The following is a 21,512-nucleotide window of genomic DNA, read 5'->3' as shown; positions in this document are numbered from 1 at the left end:
TGCCTCCTTCGCAAACCTTACCTATACGCGCGCTCATGCTGGACACCGCCTCAAACCGCCCCACCCTGCCGCCCGAGATCGCGCGGCGCCGCACCTTTGCGATCATCTCGCACCCGGATGCGGGCAAGACGACGCTGACCGAGAAATTCCTGCTCTACGGCGGCGCCATCCAGATGGCAGGCCAGGTCCGCGCCAAGGGCGAGGCGCGGCGGACGCGGTCGGACTTCATGCAGATGGAAAAGGACCGCGGGATCTCGGTCTCGGCCTCGGCGATGTCGTTTGATTTCAAGACCTTCCGCTTCAACCTCGTTGACACGCCGGGCCACTCCGACTTTTCCGAGGACACCTATCGCACACTGACCGCGGTGGACGCGGCGGTGATGGTGATCGACGGCGCCAAGGGGGTGGAAAGCCAGACCCAGAAGCTGTTCGAGGTCTGCCGGTTGCGCGACCTGCCGATCCTGACCTTCTGCAACAAGATGGACCGCGAAAGCCGCGACACCTTCGACATCATCGACGAAATCCAGGAAAACCTCGCCATCGACGTAACCCCGGCAAGCTGGCCGATCGGCGTCGGGCGCGATTTCATGGGCTGTTATGATCTGCTGCGCGACCGGCTGGAACTGATGGACCGCGCCGACCGCAACAAGGTGGCCGAATCCATCGAGATCAACGGGCTCGACGATCCGAAACTGGCCGAGCACGTGCCTGCGCACCTGCTGGAGCAGCTCAAGGAAGAGGTCGAGATGGCGCGCGAACTGCTGCCCGCGCTCGACTCGCAATCGGTGCTCGAGGGGCACATGACACCAATCTGGTTCGGCTCGGCCATCAACTCCTTCGGGGTCAAGGAACTGATGGACGGCATCGGCACCTATGGCCCCGAACCGCAACCGCAAAAGGCAAGCCCGCGCCAGATCCTGCCCGAGGAAGCAAAGGTTTCCGGCTTTGTCTTCAAGGTGCAGGCCAACATGGACCCCAAGCACCGCGACCGGGTGGCCTTTGTGCGCCTCGCCTCGGGGCATTTCAAACGCGGCATGAAACTGCTGCATGTGCGGTCCAAGAAACCGATGGCGATCTCAAACCCGGTGCTGTTTCTCGCCTCCGACCGTGAACTGGCGGAAGAGGCCTGGGCCGGCGACATCATCGGCATCCCCAACCACGGCCAGCTGCGCATCGGCGACACCCTGACCGAGGGGGAACAGATCCGCGTCACCGGCATCCCCTCCTTCGCGCCGGAACTGTTGCAGACCTGCCGCGCGGGCGATCCGATGAAGGCCAAGCACCTGGAAAAGGCGCTGATGCAATTCGCCGAGGAGGGCGCCGCCAAGGTGTTCAAGCCCTCGATCGGTTCCGGCTTCATCGTCGGGGTCGTGGGCGCGCTGCAGTTCGAGGTTCTGGCCAGCCGGATCGAGATGGAATACGGCCTGCCCGTGCGTTTTGAGCCCAGCCAGTTCACCTCGGCCCGCTGGGTCAGCGGCGACAAGCAGGCCATCGACAAGTTCGTGAATGCCAACAAGCAGCACATCGCGCATGATCATGACGGCGACATCGTCTATCTGACCCGGCTGCAATGGGACATCGACCGGATCGAACGTGACCACCCCGAGCTCACGCTCAGCGCCACCAAGGAAATGATGGTGTAGCTGGTGCCGGACCCGGACGCGCCCCGCCTGCACCTGCCGGTCCCGCCGGACCGGGTGGAGCGCGACCCGGCCAGGCTGCGCTGGGGCACCGTCTCGACCATCAAGGCGCCGTTGCGCGACATCGCCCGTTTCGCCGCCTATCACCTCGATCTGGGCGCTGCGGAAATCCACATTTTTCTCGACAGGCCCGACCCGCAGGTGATGGCGTTTTTCGCGCCCTTCCCGGCCGTGCGCCTTACCGAATGCGATGACGCCTATTGGCAGGGCCGCCCGGAACGGGCGCGCCGCACCCACCAGTTGCGGCAGGTCTACAACGCCTCGCGCTGTTACCGCACGTCCGACCTGCACTGGCTGGCCCATATCGACGTCGATGAGTTCCTGCTGACCCGGCGCCCCATGGCCGACATCCTTGCCGGGGTCTCTGACGACGCCGCCTATGCCCGCGCCCGCCCGGCGGAGCTGCTGGCGCAACCCGATCCGTGGTCCGGCCCGGCGCATTTCAAGCTGACCCGCCGGGAACGGGGGCTGACCAAGCGAGAGCTTGCCGACATCTACCCGGAGTTCGGTGCCTATGTGCCCGAGGGGTTCCTTGGCTACACCGGCGGCAAGAACATCACCCGGACCCGGTTGCGGGGCATCCGGCTGGGCATCCACGGCGTGTTGTACAAGGGCACCCAGATTAGCAATGGCGAGATCCTGGACGAGGTGCATGTTGGCCATGCCCATGCCCCGTCCTGGGAAAAGTTCCGGCGTCACCTGGCATTTCGGATGGACAAGGGATCGTACCGGGAAAAACTGCGTGACCGCATGCGCTTGCGCGACGTTCTGGATCTGGTTCTAGAGGCCGAGGGGGAACCCGGGCTGCGCCGTTTCTACGATGAACTGAGCGTCGCCTCGCCGCGCCTGCTGGACCGGCTGGCGGCGCATGATATGCTGCTGACGGCGCGGCTTGACCTTGACGAGAAAGTCGCGCGCTGGTTCGGCGACCTGCCGAAAGGGGAGCACGGCGCATGACGACCTGGGGCCTTGTCGCCACCATCAAGGCCCCGGCGCGCGAGATCCTCGATTTCGCGGCCCACCACCTCGACCTCGGGGCGCACCGGTTGTTTATCTATCTCGACGCCCCAAACCCTGAGGCGCAGGCCGCGCTCAAGGCGCATCCCAAGATCCGCGTCTTCAGCTGCGACGACGGCCACTGGCGCCGGCTGGGCGTCAAACGCCCGGCCAAGCACCAGGCCCGGCAAACCGCCAACGCCACCGACGCCTATCATCGCAAGGGCCACGAGGTGGACTGGCTGATCCACATCGATGTGGACGAATTCCTCTGGCCTGATGGCCCCATGACCGAGCGTCTCGTCTCCCTGCCCCAGACGGTCAATTGCGCCCGCATCCGCCCGGCCGAGGCTCTGGCCGGGGACGGCACCCTGTTCAAGGGCTTCATCCCCTCGGGCCCCAGCCGCGACGCCATCGTCGCGCGCCTCTATCCCCGCTTCGGGCCGCATGTGAAGGGCGGCTTTCTCAGCCATCTGGCTGGAAAACTCTTTGTGCGCACCGGGCTTGAGCCGCTGGTGGTCAAGATCCACAACGTCTTTCAGGGGGACCGGATGAACCCCGGAGAAACCGAATTGCCTGGCACCCTCCTGCTGCATCGCCACGCCAAGAACTGGGAAGACTGGATCGCCGCCTTTCGCTACCGGCTCGCGCATGGGTCTTACCGCGCCGAACTGGCCCCGGCCCGACCCCGCGACAAGGGCGGGCTGACCCTGCACGAGGTTTTGCGCGAGATCGAGACCTCCGAGGGCGAGGCAGGGCTGCGCGCCTTTTACGACGAGATGTGCGCCGATACCCCCGCCCTGCGCGGCGCGCTGGAGGCCGACGGGTTGCTGCACCGCTGCGACCTCGACCTCGACGCCAAGCGGCGGAAACATTTCCCCGATTTCTGCTGAACGCCAGGTCTCAGAACAGGAACAGATCCGCAGTCACGTCGCCCGCATCCACTCCGCGTAATTCGATGGAGATGTCGGCGACCTCCCAATTCCCGGTATCGAGATAGATCGTGGCATCGCCGTCCGCATCCGACCCGATCACCAGATCGGCAAAGCCCGCACTGATATCCTTGGCAACCTCGGTGAAATCCAGCCTGTCGCGGGTGATGTCGAAATCCTCCACGATATCGCGCGACACCCCGCCGCCGTAGCTGCCCAGGCTCTCGCCGTCGCCCACCTTGTAGATCAGAACGTCGCGACCACCACCGGTCCAGATGAAATTCGTGCCGGTTCCGCCGAAGATCTGGTCGCCGCCGGCGCCGCCGAACAGGATCTCGTTCATCTTGGCGCCGTAGGTCAGAAAGATGGACCTGTCATCGCCGATTTCCGTCACCGCCCCGTCAAGGAACATGAAGGTCATCGGTGACCAATAGGCGCCGTTGATCGACAGTTCCTCGATAAAGAACTTGTCGTGCTGGCCCTCTTTGAACATGTTGACCACGGTGACATGCGCACCGTCGCCGGCCTTGACCTCCATCACCATATCGTTGCCGCTCCGGGCGAATCGCAAGGCGGCAAAGGTTTCGGCCACCGAGCCGCCCGAGGGGCCGTAGATGCCGCGCAGGTCGATCACGTCGTGGCTGCTCCAGCTCCCGGCGGTGCCCCTGTCGATGATTCGGTCGAGCCCGGCTTCGCCGGCATCTCCATAGGCGGAAACGATATAGGTGTCGGCGCCATCGCCGCCGATCAGCACATCGTCGCCCGCCCCGCCATCGAGAAAATCGTCGTCGCTGTCGCCAACCAGTCGGTCCCTGCCGTCGCCGCCGATAAGCCAGTCGTTACCGCCGCCGCCGCGCAATACATCGTTGCCGGCCTCACCATCGATCCAGTCGTGCCCGGTCTGACCTGAGATGACATCTCTCCCGCCGCCACCAAAGGCCCGGTCATCACCGCTGCCGAGCAGCAGCTTGTCCCTGCCGCGTCCGCCAAAGGCCACATCGTCGCCGGTGCCGGTCCGCAGCCGGTCATTGCCGGCGTTGCCGAATACGAAATCATCGCCGCCCCGCGCACGCAGATCGTCTGCGGTGCGCCCGCCTGCCATGATGTCGGCCTCTGCAGAACCCATTTCCTCGGTGGCCAGCCGAAACACCACCCCCCCAGCCTCGAGCGTTTCGACCCCGGTGCCCGCATAATGATCGACGATGGTGAAATCGTAGGATGGCAGCCCCGGCTTGTGAAACCGGTATGGCCGGTGCGGCAGATGAATGATCAGATCGTCACCCAGACGCGACGCTGTGGCCCAGCCCTGGTAGCCGAGGCTCGCGGAATGATACATCGCCCCCGCCCCGATGATCGCGTCGCGGGCCCCGTCGGCGCCCCGATCGTCGATCACATAGGCGCGGTACGTCCCGCCCGATGCGAAATAGGTATCGGCACCATCGAGCCCGCTGAGAATGTCGGCCTCGCCCGCGACGTCCGTGCCATCGGTTTGGAACAGATCGTCCCCCGGCGTTCCGGACAAAACGTCCGTCCCGGTAGTTCCGGTTATCGTCGCCATGTGGTCCTCCCGTCCGCGTCGCGGCGTCGTGTCCGCTGTTGCAGGTGCCAATCCCCTGGTCCCGAACCCGCCACGACCCGAAGTGTACGGCAGGAGGTTGACGAGAAGAAATGCTAATTTCAGAATATCTGTACATCCGCGCCGAAACAGCTTTATGGCCCGACACTCCGCCGCCAGCCGGGACGTTATCGGTTCGCGAACAGTTCTGGAAATTTCACTTTATTGTTTCGAAATGCCCCCAATCCTGCGGCGATTGCCCGCGTGTGGTGACTCTGTTTGACCGGCCCTCGGGTTTTTGCTATGCGGCGTGCAGGGCTATCATGCGCAAGACGCGGGACCATCCGGGTCCGGCCCACACCAGACGCGCGGGCCATGTCGATGTCCGCGAAACGCGGAAACACATGACAAAATTTACTGATCTGAATCTCAACCCGAAGGTTCTCAAGGCCATCGAAGAGGCCGGCTATGAAACGCCCACACCGATCCAGTCGGGGGCGATCCCGCCCGCGCTCCAGGGTCGCGACGTGCTGGGCATCGCCCAGACCGGCACCGGCAAGACCGCCAGCTTCACGCTGCCGATGATCACCCTGCTGGCGCGCGGCCGGGCGCGGGCGCGCATGCCGCGCAGCCTTGTGCTGTGTCCCACACGGGAACTCGCTGCCCAGGTGGCCGAGAACTTCGATACCTATTCCAAGCACGTCAAGCTGACCAAGGCGCTGCTGATCGGCGGCGTCAGCTTCAAGGAGCAGGATGCGTTGATCGACAAGGGCGTCGATGTTCTGATCGCCACGCCGGGACGGCTGCTCGATCATTTCGAGCGCGGCAAGCTGCTGCTGACCGGCATCGAGATCATGGTCGTGGACGAGGCCGACCGCATGCTCGACATGGGGTTCATCCCCGATATCGAGCGTATATTCTCGCTCACGCCCTTCACCCGGCAGACCCTGTTCTTCTCCGCCACCATGGCGCCCGAGATCGAGCGGCTGACAAACACCTTCCTGTCCAACCCCGACCGGGTCGAGGTCGCCCGCCAGGCCACCGCCGCCGAAAACATCGAGCAAGGCGTGGTGATCTTCAAGGCGTCGCGCAAGGACCGCGAGGCCAGCGAGAAACGCAAGCTGCTGCGCGCGATGATCGACGGCGAGGGCGACAAATGCACCAACGCGATCATCTTCTGCAACCGCAAGACGGATGTGGATATCGTCGCGAAATCGCTCAAGCAATACGGTTATGACGCCGCCCCGATCCACGGCGATCTGGACCAAAGCCAGCGCACGCGCACCCTGGACGGCTTCCGCGAGGGATCGCTGCGGTTCCTGATCGCCTCGGACGTGGCCGCGCGCGGGCTGGACGTACCCAGCGTCAGCCATGTGTTCAACTTCGACGTGCCTGGCCATGCCGAGGATTACGTGCACCGGATCGGCCGCACCGGCCGTGCCGGACGCGACGGCAAGGCGATGATGATCTGCGTTCCGCGCGACGAAAAGGCGCTGGATGCGATTGAGCGGCTGGTGGAAAAGGAAATTCCGCGGCTGGAAAACCCGCTGGGCTCCGCACGCCCCGAACCGGCGGAAGAGTCCGTGCCGCGACCGGCGAAATCGCCCCGCTCCAAGAAGGAAAGCGCGGCGGAGGTCCCGGCCGAGGCGCCCGCAGCCAGGCCCCAACCGGCGCCTCGTGACCCCGCGCCCGAACCCGCGGCCCGTGACGAAGATCGCGGCCCCAAGCCGTCGCGCAAATCCAGCAGCGCGCGCAGCCGCAGCGACCGGGGCGACAGGAAGAGCAGCAACGTGGTCGGCATGGGCGATCACATGCCCAGTTTCATCGCGCTCAGCTTCGATGATCGCCGCGCCGGCTGACACGCTGAGAGCGTTCGGCCTTCACGCAAAGGTGTTGCAGCCAACGCAGGGAAAGAATCGCCAAGGCTTTCATTAGCTTTGGGTTGTAATCCGGTTTGACGCGTCATCCCCATCTCACTAGTTTTTAACTTGGGCAGCTTCTGTCGGAGCTGCCCTTTTTCTTTTAGTGAAAATGGACTGGGTAACATGATGAAAAAAATTATCGCCGCCGCTGGTTTCAGCTTGCTGTTTGCAGCACAAGCCATGTCCGCCGATCAATCCGTTGTCGGCAGCTATAACATGACCTGGGGCAACGGGAAAACTGGTACGTACGAAATTCACGCAATCGACGACAAAGCGGCCAAAGTTACCTACAGCTATGGCGGCAAAGCCAAGACGAAGGTGCTCAAGGTCAAGAAGAACAGGATCGTCGGAGGGGGCTGGTTCCCGACAGCGACCTTGGGCGGCGGCGGTGTTTCCGACGCCTCGCACTCCGGCGGGGGCGCATCGGTTAGCCGAAACTGAATCTGATCTGTCGAAAGCCTGGACGGCGCAGCTTGCTGCGCCGTTTCTTTGCATAAGACGACGGACGACGCGACTGTCAGCCCAGCCGGCTGACCACCACCGTGACTTCGGGTTTCTTGCCGATCTCGGCCAGCGCGCTCTGCCGTGCGACCCGGCGCAACCCCTCTTCCAGCTTGTCGTCATCGGTCAGGGTCTTGCGCCCGGCCCGGCCAAGGAACTGCCGCAGGTCCTCTTCCAGGACATCCACCAGCGGCGCGTTCGAGGTGCCGGTTCCAGCCAGCCCCATGGCATCCACCCAGGCGCCGTCGATCGGCTCGTCCTGCTCGTCCATCACGACCGAAACCACCAGGTGCCCGTTCAGCGCCATGCGGATGCGGTCGCGCACGATCCCGTCCAGCGCCCCGATCTTGACCGACCCGTCCAGATAGGTGCGCCCGGTCTCGACGTATTCGGCCACTTTGGGGGCATTGCCCGACAGGTCCAGCATCATCCCGTTGACCGCAACCACCGAGGCGATCCCCTGCGCCTCGCCCAGGCGGGCATGGGCGCGCAGGTGGCGATGCTCGCCATGCATCGGGATCAGCATCTGCGGCTGCACGATCTGGTGCAACCGCTCCAGGTCCGGCCGGTTGGGGTGCCCCGAGACGTGGTAAACCCCGGAGCTGTCATCGACCACGTCGACGCCCTTCTCGCTGAGCTGGTTGATGATGCGGATCACGCCGCGCTCGTTGCCCGGAATGGTCTTGGACGAGAACAGGAACAGGTCGCCCTCGGCCAGTTCCAGCCCACGGTACTTGCCGCGCGCAAGCTGCGCGCTGGCCGCTCGCCGTTCGCCCTGGCTGCCAGTCACCAGCAACAGCAGATGATCGCGCGGGATGTCCTTCGCCTCTTCCGGGCTGATCACCTTGGGGAAGGACCGCAGCACGCCGGTCTCGACCGCCGCCTCGATCATACGCCGCATCGCGCGCCCCAGCAGAACGATGGACCGCCCGGCGCGTTCGCCCGCCTCGGCCAGCGTTTTGACCCGCGCGACGTTGGAGGCAAAGGTGGTCGCCACCACCATACCCCCGGCGTTCGACACCAGCTCCTCGATTGCCGGGCCCAGCTCGGATTCCGAGCGCCCCGGGTGCAGCGAAAACACATTGGTGGAATCGCAGATCAGCGCTCGCACCCCCGGCTTTGCCACCTCGGCCCAAAGTTCGGGATCAAACGGTTCGCCCACTACCGGATCGGGGTCGAGCTTGAAATCGCCGCTGTGGATCACCCGGCCCTCGGGGCTGTCGATCACGAGGCCTGCGCTTTCGGGGATGGAGTGTGACACCGGCAGGAAGCCCACCTTGAACGGACCCGCTTCGACCTGCTCGGGCCAGGCCGAAACCGTGCGCACCGCCTCTTCCGGATGGCCGAACTCGTCCATCTTGCCGCGCGCGATATTGGCGGTGAAGGCACGCGCATAGATCGGCGCGCCGAGGTCGCGGTAGAAATGGCCGACCGCGCCGACATGATCCTCATGCGCGTGGGTGATGAAGATCCCCTCCAACCGGTCGGCGCGGTCCTTCAGCCAGGTGACGTCGGGCAGGATCAGATCAACCCCGGGAGAGCCGTCCATATCGGGAAAGGTCACGCCCAGATCCACCAGGATCAGGCGTTCCTTTCCCGGCGCGCCATAGCCGTAGACATAGGCGTTCATGCCGATCTCGCCGGCCCCGCCCAGGGGCAGGTAGATCAATCGTTGTTTACCACTCATTACGTAGCGTTTTCCTTGTTGTAGCGATGGATCACGGTCAGCCCGTGCATCGTCAAATCATCTTCGAAGACGTCAAACAGCGCCTCGGTCTGCTGGAACAACGGCGCCAGCCCGCCGGTTGCGATCACTTTCATGGTCTGGTCACGCTCGGCCTTGATCCGGGCGCAGATTTCGCGCACCAGGCCGACATAGCCCCAGAACACGCCCGATTGCATGCAGGCCACCGTATTGGTGCCCACCACGCGCTGGGGCTTGGCGATATCCACATGCGGAAGGGCCGCCGCGGCCATGTGCAGCGCCTCGAGGCTCAGGTTCACCCCTGGCGCGATCACGCCGCCCACATAGGCGCCGTCATGGCCTACCACGTCGAATGTAGTGGCGGTTCCGAAATCTACAACGATCAGGTTGCCGCCATGCCGGTCGAATGCACCGGCGGAATTGACCAGACGGTCGGGGCCGACCTGGGTTCCGGCATCGACACGCGGCTGTTGCGGCAGCAGGCATTCGGGCTTGCCCACCACCAGCGGGCGGCAGCCAAAGAAACGGTCGGCGAAAACCCGAAGGTTGAACACCACCCGCGGCACGGTCGACGAAATGATCACCTCGGTAATATCCGCCTCGATCTGATAATGTTTCACCAGCGTCGAATACCAGGTGAAATAGGCATCCGCCGTGCGCGCGTGGTGGGTCGAGGTGCGCAGGGTACAAAGGAATGTCTCACCGTCCCAGATCGAGAACACGGTATTGGTGTTGCCGCAGTCGATGGCCAGAAGCATGGGTCTTCCCCCTCGCGTTTCAGAAAAAGACGTCGGCCGCAGGAATGCGCACCCGCCCTGCCGGGGTCATTAGAACAAGCTGCCCCTCGGCGTCCACCGTCTCGAAGGTGCCGACCGTCTCGGCATTGCCGGTGCGCGCCGTGACCTGCTGCCCCAGCCGCGCCGCGCGGGACAGCCAGGCCTCGCGAATCGGGGCAAAGCCAAAGGATGCGAACTGCGCCTCATGCCGGGCATAGGCGGCGGCCAGTTCGGTCAGGAAATCCTCGGGGCCGACCCGGACTCCGGTTTCCCCGGCCAGCGACACCGGCAGCAGCGCGCGCGCCTCGACCAGATCGGCGGGCGGTGCCTCGGACAGGTTGACACCTACGCCGATGAACAGCGGCATCGCCCCACCACCGCCTCCTGCGCTCTCCAACAGGATGCCGGCCAGTTTGCCGCCATTCAGCAGCACGTCGTTGGGCCATTTCAGCGAAAACCCGTCGGGCCGCCCGGTCACCGCGACACAGGCATCGAACAGCGCCAGGGCGGCGACGAAACTGCGCAGGGCCGCTTGCTGCGCCGGGCCGTCCAGGCGCAGGACCAGCGTGGCGGCGAAATTGCCGGTGGGGCTGACCCAACCGCGGCCTCGGCGACCGCGCGCCGCGGTCTGGCGGCGGGCCAGGATCCATTCCGGCGCCGCGAGGTCCGGCGCGATCCGGGCCGCCTCGTTCAGCGTGCTGTCCACCTCGTCAAGCACACGGCGCCCGTAACCATCCGGCCAGTCCGTCATGCGCCCTGCCCCGGAACGGATACGGCCGCCAGAGCGCTCCGGCGGCCGCGCACCTTCTGAAAGGGATCAGTTGACAAGCGTTGCCGCCGCGGCCGCGGCCGCCCCCTCGACACCGAACATGTTGACAATGCCCAGCAGCATCATCGCCGCGGCGCCGGTCAGCACCACCCAGAGCACCGGAGAGGAATGGGTGTCCAGCTCTTCGCCCTCCTCGCCAAAATACATGTAGTAGACGATGCGCAGATAGTAAAAGGCGGCGATCACCGAGGCGACCACACCGGCGATGGCCAGCCAGGCCAGCCCGCCCTCATAGGCCGCGCGCAGCACATAGAACTTCCCGAAGAAGCCCAGCATCGGCGGCACGCCGGCCATCGAGAACATCAGGATGAGCATCGCCAGCGCCTTGCCCGGCTCGCGCTTGGAATACATGTTCAGGGCGCGGATGTCCGTCACCGGCTTGCCGTCCTTTTCCATCATCAGGATGAATGCAAAGGTGCCAAGGTTCATGGTCACGTAGATCGCCATGTAGATCAGCATGGACTGCACGCCAAAGGCGGTGCCAGCCGCCAGTCCCATCAGCGCATAGCCCATATGCGCGATCGAGGAATAGGCCATCAGGCGCTTGATGTCGCGCTGGCCGATCGCGGCCACGGCGCCGAGGAACATCGACAGCAGCGACAGCAGCGCGATCACCTGGCTCCAGTCTGCCACGGCATTGCCGAAGGCGTCATGCAGAACCCGCGCGATCAGGGCCATCGCGGCAACCTTGGGCGCGGTGGCGAAGAACGCGGTCACCGGCGTGGGCGACCCCTCGTAGACATCCGGCGTCCACATGTGGAACGGCACCGCCGAAACCTTGAAAGCCATGCCCGAGATCAGGAACACCAGCCCGAACAGAAGGCCCACCGAAACCGAACCATGCTGCGCGGTCTGGATGATGCCGCTGAACAGCGTGGTGCCCGCGTAACCATAGACCAGCGACGCCCCGTAGAGCAGCAGACCCGAACTCAGCGCGCCGAGCACAAAGTACTTGAGCCCTGCCTCGGTCGATTTCACGCTGTCGCGGCGCAGCGCCGCCACGACGTAAAGCGCCAGCGACTGCAGCTCCAGCCCCATGTAGAGCACCATCAGGTCGCTTGCGCTGACCATGACCATCATGCCCACCGCGGCCAGCGTCACCAGCAGCGGATACTCGAACCGCAGCAGACCGCGGCGCGACATGTACTCCTGGCTCATCACCAGGACGGCGGCGGCCGAGAACAGGATCGCCACCTTGGCGAAGCGGGCGAACCCGTCGTCCAGGATCATGCCGCCAAAAGCCGCACGGGTGCCGCCCGGCCCTGTCATGATCCACAGCCCCAGAAGCGCCATCAGCGCCCCCGTGGTCCAGACCAGCGTCGGTGCGAGCCGGTCCTTGGAGGTATAGACCGCCACGATCAGCGCCAGCATGGCGTAAACCGCCAGAACGACTTCCGGCAGGATAACGGTGAGATCGGCCTGGATCATCTGTCCGGCTCCCTTAGTTCGAGGCGTGCTGGGTGGCGGCCTCGGCCGCGGCCAGCGCAGTGTCAAATTTATCGATCAGGGCAGTGGTCGAGGGTCCGATGATGTCGGTCACCAGCGACGGGTAGACGCCCAGCAGCAGGGTCATCGCCACCAGCGGGGCAAAGATCCACTTTTCGCGCGCGGACATGTCCTGGATGGTCTTCAGGCTTTCCTTGATCAGGTCGCCGAACACCACCCGCCGGTAGAGCCAGAGCGCGTAACACGCCGAGAAGATCACCCCCGAGGCCGCCACGGCTGTGACCCAGGTGTTGACCTGGAAGGCGCCCATCATGGTCAGGAATTCACCGATGAACCCGGAGGTGCCCGGCAGGCCGACATTGCCCATGGTGAAGAACATGAACACCAGCGCATAGGCCGGCATCCGGTTCACCAACCCGCCATAGGCGTCGATATCGCGGGTGTGCATGCGGTCATAAATGACGCCGACACAGAGGAACAGCGCGGCAGAGATGAACCCGTGGCTGACCATTTGGAAGATCGCCCCGTCGAGCCCCTGCTGGTTGGCGGCGAAGATGCCCATGGTGACAAAGCCCATGTGCGCCACCGACGAGTAGGCGATCAGCTTTTTCATGTCGTCCTGCACCAGCGCCACCAGCGAGGTGTAGACAATCGCGATCGCGCTCATCCACAGCACTAGCGGCGCCATCACCTCGGAGCCGACCGGGAACATCGGCAGGCTGAACCGCAAGAAGCCATAGCCGCCCATCTTGAGCATGATCGCGGCCAACACGACCGATCCGGCGGTCGGCGCCTGGACGTGCGCGTCCGGCAGCCATGTGTGCACCGGCCACATCGGAATCTTGACCGCGAAGCTGGCGAAAAAGGCCAGGAACAGCAGCGTCTGCATCCCGCCGAGCACATGGAAGCCCAGCACCGAGAAACCGTCCGAGGCGAACTCATGCGCCAGCAGCATCTCGATATCGGTGGTGCCGGCATCGGCGAACATCGCCACCATCGCAACCAGCATCAGCACCGAGCCGAGGAAAGTGTAGAGGAAGAACTTGAAGCTGGCATAGATCCGGTCCTTGCCGCCCCAGATGCCGATGATCAGGAACATCGGGATCAGCCCCGCCTCGAAGAACAGGTAGAACAGCACCAGATCCAGCGCCATGAACACGCCCAGCATCAGCGTTTCCAGCAGCAGAAAGGCGATCATGTATTCCTTGACGCGGGTCTTGACCTGCCAGCTCGCCAGGATGCTCAGCGGCATGATGAAGGTGGTCAGCAGGACGAACAGAACGCTGATGCCATCCACGCCCATCTTGTATTTCAGCCCCAGCAGCCATTCGCCCTCTTCCACCATCTGGAATCCGGTATCGGCCGGATCAAAGCCGGAATAGATCGCGAGCGACACCAGGAAGGTGACCGATGTGGCAAACATTGCAACCCACTTGGCGTTGCGCTGCGCCGCCGCGTCCTCGCCCCGCAGGAACAACGCCAGGATCAGCGCGGCCAGCGCCGGGATGAAGGTGACAATCGAAAGAAGGTTGTCCATCAGTGCGCTCCTCCGCCGATCGACATCCAGGTGACAAGGGCGGCGATCCCCAGCACCATCCAGAAGGCATAGGTGAAGATGAAGCCCGACTGCGCCCGACCGGCAAGCCGGGTAAAGAACGGGATGATCCCAAGGGCGACACCGTTGAGGAACCCGTCAATGGCGCTGCCGTCGCCGCGCTTCCACAGCAGCCGACCCAGCATCAGGACCGGCTTGACCAGCACGGCGTCATAGATCTCGTCGAAATACCACTTGTTCTTGAGGAACAGGTAGAGCGGCCGCTGGTTCTCGGCCAGCCGGCCGGGCAGCGACGGGTTCACGATATAGAACCAGACCGCCATCAGCAGGCCCAGCACCATGGCGACAAAGGGTGAAACCTTGACCCATTTCGGTGCCGCGTGCGCATCGTCCAGCACCTGGTTGTCCGGCGCGATGTAGATCGCGCCCTGCCCCGGTTCCCCGGCAAAGACATAGTGGTGTTCGCCCGCATCGGCGGCGTGACCGGTGTCTTCGCCATGGGTGGTGGCCGCTTCGTCGTGGGCGGCGCCTTCGGCGGCCGCCTCCTCATGGGCGCCGGCCTGCACCACCGGAATACCGTAGAACTTGCCGACCTGATCGGCATGACCGAAAAAGTTGCCATACCACAGCATCCCCGCAAAGACCGCGCCCAGGCTGAGAACGCCCAGCGGCACCAGCATGGTCATCGGGCTCTCATGGGCGTGGTCGTGGGTATGCTTGTCTCCGCGCGCCTCGCCGAAGAAGGTCAGGAAGATCAGCCGCCAAGAATAAAAGCTCGTCATCGCAGCGGCAATCACCAGGAGCCAGAACCCGTAACCCGAGCCACCGGCCCAGGCGCTTTCGATGATGGCGTCCTTGCTGAGAAAGCCCGCGAACCCGATCTGGGTCAGCGGAATTCCCACCCCGGTGATCGCCAGCGTCCCGATCATCATCGCCCAATAGGTATAGGGGATCTTCTTGCGCAGACCGCCATAGTTCATCATGTCCTGCTCGTGGTGCATCGCGTGGATGACCGAACCGGCCCCGAGGAACAGCAGCGCCTTGAAGAAGGCATGCGTCAGCAGGTGGAACATCGCCGCCGAATACATGCCCACACCGGCGGCCACGAACATGTAGCCCAGCTGCGAACAGGTCGAATAGGCGATCACGCGCTTGATGTCGGTCTGCACCAGCCCCACGGTCGCGGCGAAAAACGCGGTGGTCGCCCCCAGCACGGTGACGAAACCGGCGGCATGGGGCGCAAACTCCATCAAAGGCGACATCCGGCAGACCAGGAACACGCCCGCGGTCACCATGGTCGCGGCGTGGATCAGCGCCGACACCGGCGTCGGGCCCTCCATCGCGTCGGGCAGCCAGGTGTGCAGGATCAGCTGCGCTGACTTGCCCATCGCGCCGATGAAGAGCAGCACCGCGATCACCTCGGTCGCGGTCCATTCGCCCCACAGGAAGGTCAGCTTGGTCTCGGCCAGAACCGGCATGTCGGCGAAAAGATCGTCGAACAGGATGCTGTCACTCAGGAAGAACAGCGCGAAGATCCCCAGCGCAAAGCCGAAATCGCCCACCCGGTTGACGACAAAAGCCTTCATCGCCGCCGCGTTGGCGCTGGGTTTGCGGTAGTAGAACCCGATCAGCAGGTAAGAGGCCACGCCGACCCCTTCCCAACCGAAGAACATCTGCACCAGGTTGTCGGCGGTCACCAGCGACAGCATGGCAAAGGTGAAGAACGACAGATAGGCGAAGAAACGCGGCTTGTAGCTCTCGCTGTCGCGAAAATTGGCATCATGCGCCATGTAGCCAAAGCTGTAGAGATGCACAAAGGCGGACACCGTGGTCACCACGATCAGCATGATCGCGGTCAGCCGGTCCAGCCGGATCGACCAGGAGGTCGAAAGCGTGCCGCTCTCGATGTACTTCAGGATCTCGATATGCTGGGTGACCCCGTCGAAGCTGAGAAAGACGATCCAGCTCAGCACGCAGGACAGGAACAACAGGCCCGTCGTCACCCACATCGCGGCGGTCTCGCCGATCGCCCTCCAGCCGAAGCCGGCCAGGACGGCGCCCACCAATGGGGCAAGCAGGATAATGGTTTCCATGATCTCTTACCCCTTCATCACGTTGATGTCTTCGACCGCGATGGTGCCGCGGTTGCGGAAGAAGCAGACCAGGATCGCCAGCCCGATGGCGGCCTCGGCGGCGGCCACTGTCAGCACGAACAGGGTAAAGACCTGGCCCACCAGATCGCCCAGAAAACTGGAGAACGACACAAGGTTGATGTTCACCGCAAGCAGCATCAACTCGATGCTCATCAGCAGGATGATCACGTTCTTGCGGTTCAGAAACAGCCCGAAGATTCCGATGACGAACAGCGTCGCCGCGACGGTCAAATAATGTTCAAGTCCGATCATGTCGTCCCTCTGGGCCCGCGCCCGTTCGTTCCTTGTCTGTCGGTCCCGGTTGCACCGGGGCCTGCCGGATCATCGCGCCCGGCCTAGTCCTTGATCACCGCCACCGCGGTGCGTTTGATCTTCCACCAGCGGTAGAGCGTCCAGCTCACTGCCAGTTTCAAACCCCATATCAGCGCGACCCCGAAAATCCCCACCTTGCTGAAAAGAAGGTGGGCAAGGCCGATCAGCTCCATCGCGTTACAACCCCTGCCCCGGCTTGACGTCCCGCAACTCCATCGCCTTGGCCGGATCGCGGTAGATCTGCGCCAGAATGTCCTGCCGCTTGATGTCCTGGCGGTGGCGCAGCGTCAGCACGATCGCCCCGATCATCGCCACCAGCAGGATCAGCCCCGCCAGCTGGAACAGGATGAAATACTGGTCGTAAATGATCGCGCCCAGCGCCTCGGTGTTGTGCATGTCCGTCGGAATCGGCTGCGCCCGCAGCCCCTCGGCGGCCGAATTCGCCTCCCAGGCGCCAAAGGCCATCACGAACTGCATCAGGATGATCAGCCCGACCAGCAGCGCCAGCGGCATGTAGCGGGCCATCTCGGCCTTGAGCTCGGCGAAATCGACGTCGAGCATCATCACCACGAACAGGAACAGCACCGCCACGGCGCCGACATAGACGATCACCAGCAGCATGGCGACGAATTCCGCCCCCAGCAGCACAAAGAGCCCCGCCGAAGAGATGAAGGACAGGATCAGCCACAACACCGAATGCACCGGCTGGCGGCTGATCACCGTGAACAGCCCGCCAACGACGGCGCTGATCGCGAACAGATAAAAGGCAAACACGCTCATGCTTCGTCATCCTCGTTCTCGCCGCCCATGGCCTCCTGCGCCAGCTCCAGCGCCCGGGTCATGGCCGGAATGCCGGCAAACACCGACATCTGGCCGATCGTTTCCACGATCTCTTGTTTCTTCGCACCCGCCGCGATGGCATGGCGCACCGTCTGGCGCAGCGCCGTATCGGCCTGCGCCCCCTGGCAGGTCAGCCCCGCCAGCGTCAGCAGCAGCCGTGTCCTGGCATCCAGCCCGCCCTTGTTGAAGGCGTTCCCGAAGATCAGCTCCATCACGTCCTTCGGCATGGTCGGCCACAGCGCCTCGAACCCCTTCGGGCTGAAGTTCTCCAGCGCCGGGTTGAAGGCCCGGGCCATGTCCTGGGCCTGCTTCATCATGGCCTCGAAGGGGTTTCTGGGCGTGTCGTTCATCGGTAGGGCGCGTCCAACTCCAGGTTACGGGCGATCTCGGCCTCCCAGCGGTCGCCGTTCTCAAGCAGTTTCTGCTTGTCGTAGAACAGCTCTTCGCGGGTCTCGGTGGCAAATTCGAAGTTCGGTCCCTCGACGATGGCATCGACCGGGCAGGCCTCCTGGCAGAAGCCGCAATAAATGCATTTGGTCATGTCGATGTCGTACCGCGTGGTGCGGCGGCTGCCATCCTCGCGCGGTTCGGCATCGATGGTGATCGCCTGCGCCGGGCAGACCGCCTCGCAGAGCTTGCAGGCGATGCAGCGTTCCTCGCCGTTGGGATAGCGGCGCAGCGCGTGCTCGCCGCGAAATCGCGGGGAGAGCGGACCCTTTTCGTGCGGGTAGTTCAGCGTCGCCTTGGGCGCGAAGAAGTATTTCAGCCCCAGCTTCATGCCGACGAAGAAGTCGGCCAAAAGGAAGTATTTGGCGGCGCGGGTATAATCGATCTGCGTCATTGTCAGCCCCCCGTGGCCCAGCGGGCAAAGCTGCCCCAGAACCAGTCGAATTTTGCGGCGAAGGATACGAAGACCACCCAGACCAGGCTGAACGGCAGGAACACTTTCCAGCCCAGCCGCATAAGCTGGTCATAGCGGTAGCGCGGCGTGATCGCCTTGACCATCGCGAAGAGGAAGAAGAAGAACGCCATCTTGCCGACCATCCACAGCACGCCGTCAGGGATGCCCGGGATCGGCGACAGCCAGCCGCCGAAGAACAGCAGCGAGGTCAGCGCGCACATCAGGAAGATGGCGATGTATTCCCCGGCCATGAACAGCAGGAAGGGCGTGGCGGAGTATTCCACCTGATACCCCGCAACCAGTTCCGATTCCGCCTCCGGCAGATCGAAGGGCGGGCGGTTGGTCTCGGCCAGCGCCGAGATGAAGAACAGGAACACCATCGGCAGATGCGGCAGCCAGTACCAGCTGAAGAACCCGAACCGACCGTCCTGCGCCTCGACGATATGGGAAAAGTTCATCGAGCCGGTGGAGATGATCACCCCGATGATGATCAGCCCGATCGACACCTCGTAAGAGATCATCTGCGCGGCCGAGCGCAGCGAGCCGAGGAACGGGTATTTCGAGTTCGACGCCCAGCCGCCCATGATCACGCCGTAGACCTCGAGCGAGGAGACCGCGAAAACGTACAAAATGGCCACGTTAATGTCCGAAAGGACCCAGCCGTCGTTGAACGGGATCACCGCCCAGGCGATCATCGCCAGCACGAAGGAGGTCAGCGGCGCGAGGATAAAGACGGCTCGGTCGGCCCCGGCCGGCACCACCACCTCTTTCACCACGTATTTCAGCGCGTCTGCCACCGATTGCAGGATCCCGTAGACGCCGACCACATTGGGCCCGCGCCGCATCTGCACCGCCGCCCAGATCTTGCGGTCGCCGTAGACCAGGAACAGAAGCGAGATCATGACGAATGCGACGACGGCAAGCACCTGCGCCAGGATCAGGATGGCGATGCCGCCCGGGGTGGAAAAGAATTCAGCCATAGGTCCTCACACCGTGGGTATTCCGTTCTCCGCGCAATGCGCAACAACAACCTCGGCGTCGAGATTGCGCAATCCGCGGGGCAGCGATGGCGAGATGGTGTAAACAGCATCTGCCGACCACACGCCACCCTCTTCTTGTACATTTGTGCGCAGATGCCGGGCAAAACCGTAGCCACGGATCAGCGCGTATTGCGCCGCCGCGCATTCGGCATAGGCATCCACGTCCGCATTGTCGCCGGCGCCGGTCATCGCGACGGTGAACTGCACCAGATCGCCGTCGAGCAGGCGGGTCTCGACGCCGCGGTATTCCGGCGCGATTTGCTGCGTCACCGCGCCGCCGGGCTGCATTGCGCAGGCCGCCAGCACCAGGGGCGATATGAGCATCGCCCGGATCATTCCGCCGCCAGTTTCCCGGATTTTCGCGCAGCCGCATTGGCGCTCAGCTCGGCCATCAGGGCCGAGGCGCGGGCGATCGGGTTGGTCAGGTAGAAATCGCGGATCGCGTTGCGGAAATCGGCCTTGCCCAGCGGGGCGGCCTCCAGCGGCTGCCAGGCGTTCTCCGGCACGCTGCCGATTCCGGCCAGGTGCGGCACCTCTGCGACCAGCGCCTGGCGCAGCTGCGCCAGCGAGTCATAGGGCAGCGCGGCCCCCAGCTCGCCCGACAGCGCCCGCAGGATCGCCCAGTTTTCCTTGGCCTCGCCGGGGGCAAAGCCCGCCCGAAGCGCCAGTTGCGGGCGCCCCTCGGTATTGACGAAAAGCCCCGGCTCCTCGGTATAGGCGGCGCCGGGCAGGATCACGTCGGCCCGATGCGCGCCACGATCGCCGTGGCTGCCCTGGTAGATGACAAAGGCGCCCTCGCCGATCTCGACCTCGTCCGCACTGAGGTTGTAGATCACGTCGGCGGAACTGACCGCCTCCATGCCGCCCTCGGCGGTGGCATCCACATCCATCGCGCCGACCCGGCCCGCTGCGGTGTGCAGTACCAGCAGTTTCGACCCCGTGGCCTCGGCCATCTGCATCGCCTTGGCGATCACCGCGGCGCCGTCGGCCTCGCGGATGGCGCCCTGGCCGAGCACGATCACCGGGTTCTTGTCGGCCATGTCATGCGCATTGGCCGCCGCCGCATCCAGCGCGGCACGGTCGCTGCCCACATGGGTATAGTCATAGGTCAGATCGACCGCCTCGCCGATCAGCCCGACCGCCGCGCCATTGATCCAGGCCTTGCGGATGCGGGCGTTGAGCACCGGCGCCTCATCGCGCGGGTTGGTGCCGATCAGCAGGATCGCCCTGGATGCGTCGATATCCTCGATCGCCGCGGTGCCGACATAGGCCGAGCGGTTGCCGGAAGGAAGCCGGGCGCCATCGGTGCGGCATTCGACGACACCGCCCTGCCCCTCGATCAGTTGCTTGAGCGCAAAGGCCGCCTCGACCGGGGCCAGATCGCCGACCAGACCGGCGAGCTTGTCGGCGCCCTTGATCGCGGTGGCGGCCTTGTCCAGCGCCTCCGGCCAGGTGGCCGGGCGCAGCTTGCCGTTCTCACGGATATAGGGCTTGTCCAACCGCTGGCGCCGCAGCCCGTCCCAGACAAAGCGGGTCTTGTCGGAAATCCATTCCTCGTTCACGCCGTCATGGTTGCGCGGCAGGATGCGCATCACTTCGCGCCCCTTGGTATCGACCCGGATGTTCGATCCCAGCGCATCCATCACGTCCACGCTCTCGGTTTTGGTGAGTTCCCAGGGGCGCGCGGTAAAGGCATAGGGTTTCGACGTCAGCGCCCCCACCGGGCAGAGGTCGATGATATTGCCCTGCAGGTTGCTGTCCAGCGTCTCGCCCAGGTAGGAGGTGATCTCGGCATCCTCGCCGCGCCCGGTCTGGCCCATCTGGGTGATGCCGGCCACCTCGGAGGTGAAGCGCACGCAGCGGGTACAGGAAATGCAGCGCGTCATGTGGGTTTCGACAAGCGGGCCAAGGTTCAGGTCATCGACCGCGCGCTTGGCCTCGCGGAAGCGCGAGAAGTCGACGCCATAGGCCATCGCCTGATCCTGCAGATCGCATTCGCCGCCCTGGTCGCAGATCGGGCAATCCAGCGGGTGGTTGATCAGCAGGAACTCCATCACCCCTTCGCGGGCCTTCTTGACCATGGGCGAGTTGGTCTTGACCACGGGGGCCTGACCCTCGGGCCCCGGGCGCAGGTCCTTGACCTGCATGGCGCAGGAGGCCGCCGGTTTCGGCGGGCCGCCGACCACCTCGACCAGGCACATCCGGCAGTTGCCGGCGATCGACAGACGCTCGTGATAACAGAACCGCGGAATCTCGACCCCGGCCTGTTCGCAGGCCTGGATCAGGGTCATGGCCCCGTCCACTTCGATCTCGGTTCCGTCGATGTTGACTTTGCGCAGGTCAGACATG

The 21,512-nt window shown here is 64.2% G+C and carries 20 protein-coding genes; 5 read left to right on the top strand and 15 right to left on the bottom strand.

The window, feature by feature from the left end; translation table 11 throughout:
• Nucleotides 1–35 precede the first annotated feature (35 nt).
• From P1U75_RS02555 to P1U75_RS02545, 3 genes are read left to right on the top strand one after another with little or no spacing between them, the layout of a single operon-like run.
• A complete protein-coding gene (locus P1U75_RS02555) occupies nucleotides 36–1,643 on the top strand; it encodes a peptide chain release factor 3 (RefSeq protein WP_300239420.1) in 1,608 nt (535 codons plus the stop codon).
• A gap of 3 nt (nucleotides 1,644–1,646) precedes the next feature.
• Nucleotides 1,647–2,657: a glycosyltransferase family 2 protein gene (locus P1U75_RS02550; protein WP_300239417.1), complete on the top strand. Its 1,011-nt coding sequence runs from the start codon at nucleotides 1,647–1,649 to the stop codon at nucleotides 2,655–2,657.
• The gene (locus tag P1U75_RS02545; RefSeq protein WP_300239415.1) at nucleotides 2,654–3,589 is read left to right on the top strand and encodes a glycosyltransferase family 2 protein; all 936 of its coding nucleotides are present in this window, start codon (nucleotides 2,654–2,656) and stop codon (nucleotides 3,587–3,589) included. Before P1U75_RS02550 ends, P1U75_RS02545 begins: the two co-directional genes overlap by 4 nt.
• A 10-nt stretch (nucleotides 3,590–3,599) precedes the next feature.
• On the opposite strand, the gene P1U75_RS02540 is transcribed toward P1U75_RS02545, so the two are convergent.
• Nucleotides 3,600–5,186: a calcium-binding protein gene (locus P1U75_RS02540; RefSeq protein WP_300239413.1), complete on the bottom strand. Its 1,587-nt coding sequence runs from the start codon at nucleotides 5,184–5,186 to the stop codon at nucleotides 3,600–3,602.
• A gap of 401 nt (nucleotides 5,187–5,587) precedes the next feature.
• Here P1U75_RS02540 and P1U75_RS02535 point away from each other — a divergent pair, with 401 nt between their 5' ends.
• On the top strand, nucleotides 5,588–7,042 hold the full coding sequence (locus tag P1U75_RS02535) for a DEAD/DEAH box helicase (RefSeq protein ID WP_300239411.1): 1,455 nt from the start codon (nucleotides 5,588–5,590) through the stop codon (nucleotides 7,040–7,042).
• A 186-nt stretch (nucleotides 7,043–7,228) separates the two neighbouring features.
• Complete coding sequence (locus tag P1U75_RS02530; RefSeq protein WP_300239409.1) at nucleotides 7,229–7,546, top strand: hypothetical protein; 318 nt, start codon at nucleotides 7,229–7,231, stop codon at nucleotides 7,544–7,546.
• A gap of 76 nt (nucleotides 7,547–7,622) precedes the next feature.
• Here P1U75_RS02530 and P1U75_RS02525 read toward each other — a convergent pair whose 3' ends face one another.
• The 14 genes from P1U75_RS02525 to nuoG all read right to left on the bottom strand — a co-directional run bounded on the left by P1U75_RS02525 (nucleotide 7,623) and on the right by nuoG (nucleotide 21,511).
• Nucleotides 7,623–9,293, bottom strand: a complete 1,671-nt coding sequence (locus P1U75_RS02525) for a ribonuclease J (RefSeq protein WP_300239407.1) — start codon at nucleotides 9,291–9,293, stop codon at nucleotides 7,623–7,625.
• Nucleotides 9,293–10,069 (bottom strand): type III pantothenate kinase, encoded by a 777-nt coding sequence (locus P1U75_RS02520; RefSeq protein WP_300239404.1) that lies wholly within the window; start codon nucleotides 10,067–10,069, stop codon nucleotides 9,293–9,295. The genes P1U75_RS02525 and P1U75_RS02520 overlap by 1 nt, the downstream gene beginning before the upstream one ends.
• A gap of 19 nt (nucleotides 10,070–10,088) precedes the next feature.
• Nucleotides 10,089–10,838 (bottom strand): biotin--[acetyl-CoA-carboxylase] ligase, encoded by a 750-nt coding sequence (locus P1U75_RS02515; protein ID WP_300239402.1) that lies wholly within the window; start codon nucleotides 10,836–10,838, stop codon nucleotides 10,089–10,091.
• 66 nt (nucleotides 10,839–10,904) lie between these two features.
• Entirely contained in the window at nucleotides 10,905–12,344 is a 1,440-nt protein-coding gene (nuoN, locus tag P1U75_RS02510; protein ID WP_300239400.1) for an NADH-quinone oxidoreductase subunit NuoN, read from the bottom strand.
• Between the two features lie 13 nt (nucleotides 12,345–12,357).
• Nucleotides 12,358–13,899: an NADH-quinone oxidoreductase subunit M gene (locus P1U75_RS02505; protein WP_300239398.1), complete on the bottom strand. Its 1,542-nt coding sequence runs from the start codon at nucleotides 13,897–13,899 to the stop codon at nucleotides 12,358–12,360.
• Nucleotides 13,899–16,010, bottom strand: coding sequence for an NADH-quinone oxidoreductase subunit L (nuoL, locus tag P1U75_RS02500; protein WP_300239395.1), 2,112 nt, complete (start codon nucleotides 16,008–16,010; stop codon nucleotides 13,899–13,901). Before nuoL ends, P1U75_RS02505 begins: the two co-directional genes overlap by 1 nt.
• Before the next feature lie 6 nt (nucleotides 16,011–16,016).
• The gene (gene nuoK, locus P1U75_RS02495) at nucleotides 16,017–16,322 is read right to left on the bottom strand and encodes an NADH-quinone oxidoreductase subunit NuoK (RefSeq protein ID WP_282094509.1); all 306 of its coding nucleotides are present in this window, start codon (nucleotides 16,320–16,322) and stop codon (nucleotides 16,017–16,019) included.
• Nucleotides 16,323–16,405: 83 nt separating this feature from the next.
• Nucleotides 16,406–16,555: a hypothetical protein gene (locus P1U75_RS02490; RefSeq protein ID WP_300239391.1), complete on the bottom strand. Its 150-nt coding sequence runs from the start codon at nucleotides 16,553–16,555 to the stop codon at nucleotides 16,406–16,408.
• 4 nt (nucleotides 16,556–16,559) lie between these two features.
• Nucleotides 16,560–17,162: an NADH-quinone oxidoreductase subunit J gene (locus P1U75_RS02485; RefSeq protein WP_300239388.1), complete on the bottom strand. Its 603-nt coding sequence runs from the start codon at nucleotides 17,160–17,162 to the stop codon at nucleotides 16,560–16,562.
• Nucleotides 17,159–17,572: a carboxymuconolactone decarboxylase family protein gene (locus tag P1U75_RS02480; RefSeq protein WP_300239385.1), complete on the bottom strand. Its 414-nt coding sequence runs from the start codon at nucleotides 17,570–17,572 to the stop codon at nucleotides 17,159–17,161. The genes P1U75_RS02485 and P1U75_RS02480 overlap by 4 nt, the downstream gene beginning before the upstream one ends.
• Nucleotides 17,569–18,063 carry an NADH-quinone oxidoreductase subunit NuoI gene (gene nuoI, locus P1U75_RS02475; protein WP_300239382.1) on the bottom strand — a complete coding sequence of 165 codons (495 nt, stop codon included), beginning with the start codon at nucleotides 18,061–18,063 and terminating at the stop codon, nucleotides 17,569–17,571. The genes P1U75_RS02480 and nuoI overlap by 4 nt, the downstream gene beginning before the upstream one ends.
• Nucleotides 18,064–18,065: 2 nt before the next feature.
• A complete protein-coding gene (gene nuoH, locus P1U75_RS02470; protein WP_300239380.1) occupies nucleotides 18,066–19,103 on the bottom strand; it encodes an NADH-quinone oxidoreductase subunit NuoH in 1,038 nt (345 codons plus the stop codon).
• A gap of 6 nt (nucleotides 19,104–19,109) precedes the next feature.
• Nucleotides 19,110–19,499, bottom strand: a complete 390-nt coding sequence (locus P1U75_RS02465) for a hypothetical protein (protein ID WP_300239378.1) — start codon at nucleotides 19,497–19,499, stop codon at nucleotides 19,110–19,112.
• Complete coding sequence (nuoG, locus tag P1U75_RS02460) at nucleotides 19,496–21,511, bottom strand: NADH-quinone oxidoreductase subunit NuoG (protein ID WP_300239375.1); 2,016 nt, start codon at nucleotides 21,509–21,511, stop codon at nucleotides 19,496–19,498. Before nuoG ends, P1U75_RS02465 begins: the two co-directional genes overlap by 4 nt.
• Between the last annotated feature and the right edge of the window lies 1 nt (nucleotide 21,512).

This window comes from Antarcticimicrobium sp. (genome assembly GCF_029212575.1).
Classification (GTDB): Bacteria; Pseudomonadota; Alphaproteobacteria; order Rhodobacterales; family Rhodobacteraceae; genus Antarcticimicrobium.
This window is presented reverse-complemented; position numbering and strand designations above follow the sequence as displayed.

What these genes read in the sequence shown, in the direction of transcription:
- P1U75_RS02490 (WP_300239391.1), bottom strand. Translation starts at nt 16,555, where the DNA reads ATGGAGCTGATCGGCCTTGCCCACCTTCTTTTCAGCAAGGTGGGGATT.
- P1U75_RS02535 (WP_300239411.1), top strand. Translation starts at nt 5,588, where the DNA reads ATGACAAAATTTACTGATCTGAATCTCAACCCGAAGGTTCTCAAGGCC.
- nuoL (WP_300239395.1), bottom strand. Translation starts at nt 16,010, where the DNA reads ATGGAAACCATTATCCTGCTTGCCCCATTGGTGGGCGCCGTCCTGGCC.
- P1U75_RS02540 (WP_300239413.1), bottom strand. Translation starts at nt 5,186, where the DNA reads ATGGCGACGATAACCGGAACTACCGGGACGGACGTTTTGTCCGGAACG.
- nuoN (WP_300239400.1), bottom strand. Translation starts at nt 12,344, where the DNA reads ATGATCCAGGCCGATCTCACCGTTATCCTGCCGGAAGTCGTTCTGGCG.
- P1U75_RS02545 (WP_300239415.1), top strand. Translation starts at nt 2,654, where the DNA reads ATGACGACCTGGGGCCTTGTCGCCACCATCAAGGCCCCGGCGCGCGAG.
- nuoH (WP_300239380.1), bottom strand. Translation starts at nt 19,103, where the DNA reads ATGGCTGAATTCTTTTCCACCCCGGGCGGCATCGCCATCCTGATCCTG.
- nuoG (WP_300239375.1), bottom strand. Translation starts at nt 21,511, where the DNA reads ATGTCTGACCTGCGCAAAGTCAACATCGACGGAACCGAGATCGAAGTG.
- nuoK (WP_282094509.1), bottom strand. Translation starts at nt 16,322, where the DNA reads ATGATCGGACTTGAACATTATTTGACCGTCGCGGCGACGCTGTTCGTC.
- P1U75_RS02485 (WP_300239388.1), bottom strand. Translation starts at nt 17,162, where the DNA reads ATGAGCGTGTTTGCCTTTTATCTGTTCGCGATCAGCGCCGTCGTTGGC.
- P1U75_RS02505 (WP_300239398.1), bottom strand. Translation starts at nt 13,899, where the DNA reads ATGGACAACCTTCTTTCGATTGTCACCTTCATCCCGGCGCTGGCCGCG.
- P1U75_RS02520 (WP_300239404.1), bottom strand. Translation starts at nt 10,069, where the DNA reads ATGCTTCTGGCCATCGACTGCGGCAACACCAATACCGTGTTCTCGATC.
- P1U75_RS02555 (WP_300239420.1), top strand. Translation starts at nt 36, where the DNA reads ATGCTGGACACCGCCTCAAACCGCCCCACCCTGCCGCCCGAGATCGCG.
- P1U75_RS02525 (WP_300239407.1), bottom strand. Translation starts at nt 9,293, where the DNA reads ATGAGTGGTAAACAACGATTGATCTACCTGCCCCTGGGCGGGGCCGGC.
- P1U75_RS02480 (WP_300239385.1), bottom strand. Translation starts at nt 17,572, where the DNA reads ATGAACGACACGCCCAGAAACCCCTTCGAGGCCATGATGAAGCAGGCC.
- P1U75_RS02515 (WP_300239402.1), bottom strand. Translation starts at nt 10,838, where the DNA reads ATGACGGACTGGCCGGATGGTTACGGGCGCCGTGTGCTTGACGAGGTG.
- P1U75_RS02530 (WP_300239409.1), top strand. Translation starts at nt 7,229, where the DNA reads ATGATGAAAAAAATTATCGCCGCCGCTGGTTTCAGCTTGCTGTTTGCA.
- nuoI (WP_300239382.1), bottom strand. Translation starts at nt 18,063, where the DNA reads ATGACGCAGATCGATTATACCCGCGCCGCCAAATACTTCCTTTTGGCC.
- P1U75_RS02465 (WP_300239378.1), bottom strand. Translation starts at nt 19,499, where the DNA reads ATGATCCGGGCGATGCTCATATCGCCCCTGGTGCTGGCGGCCTGCGCA.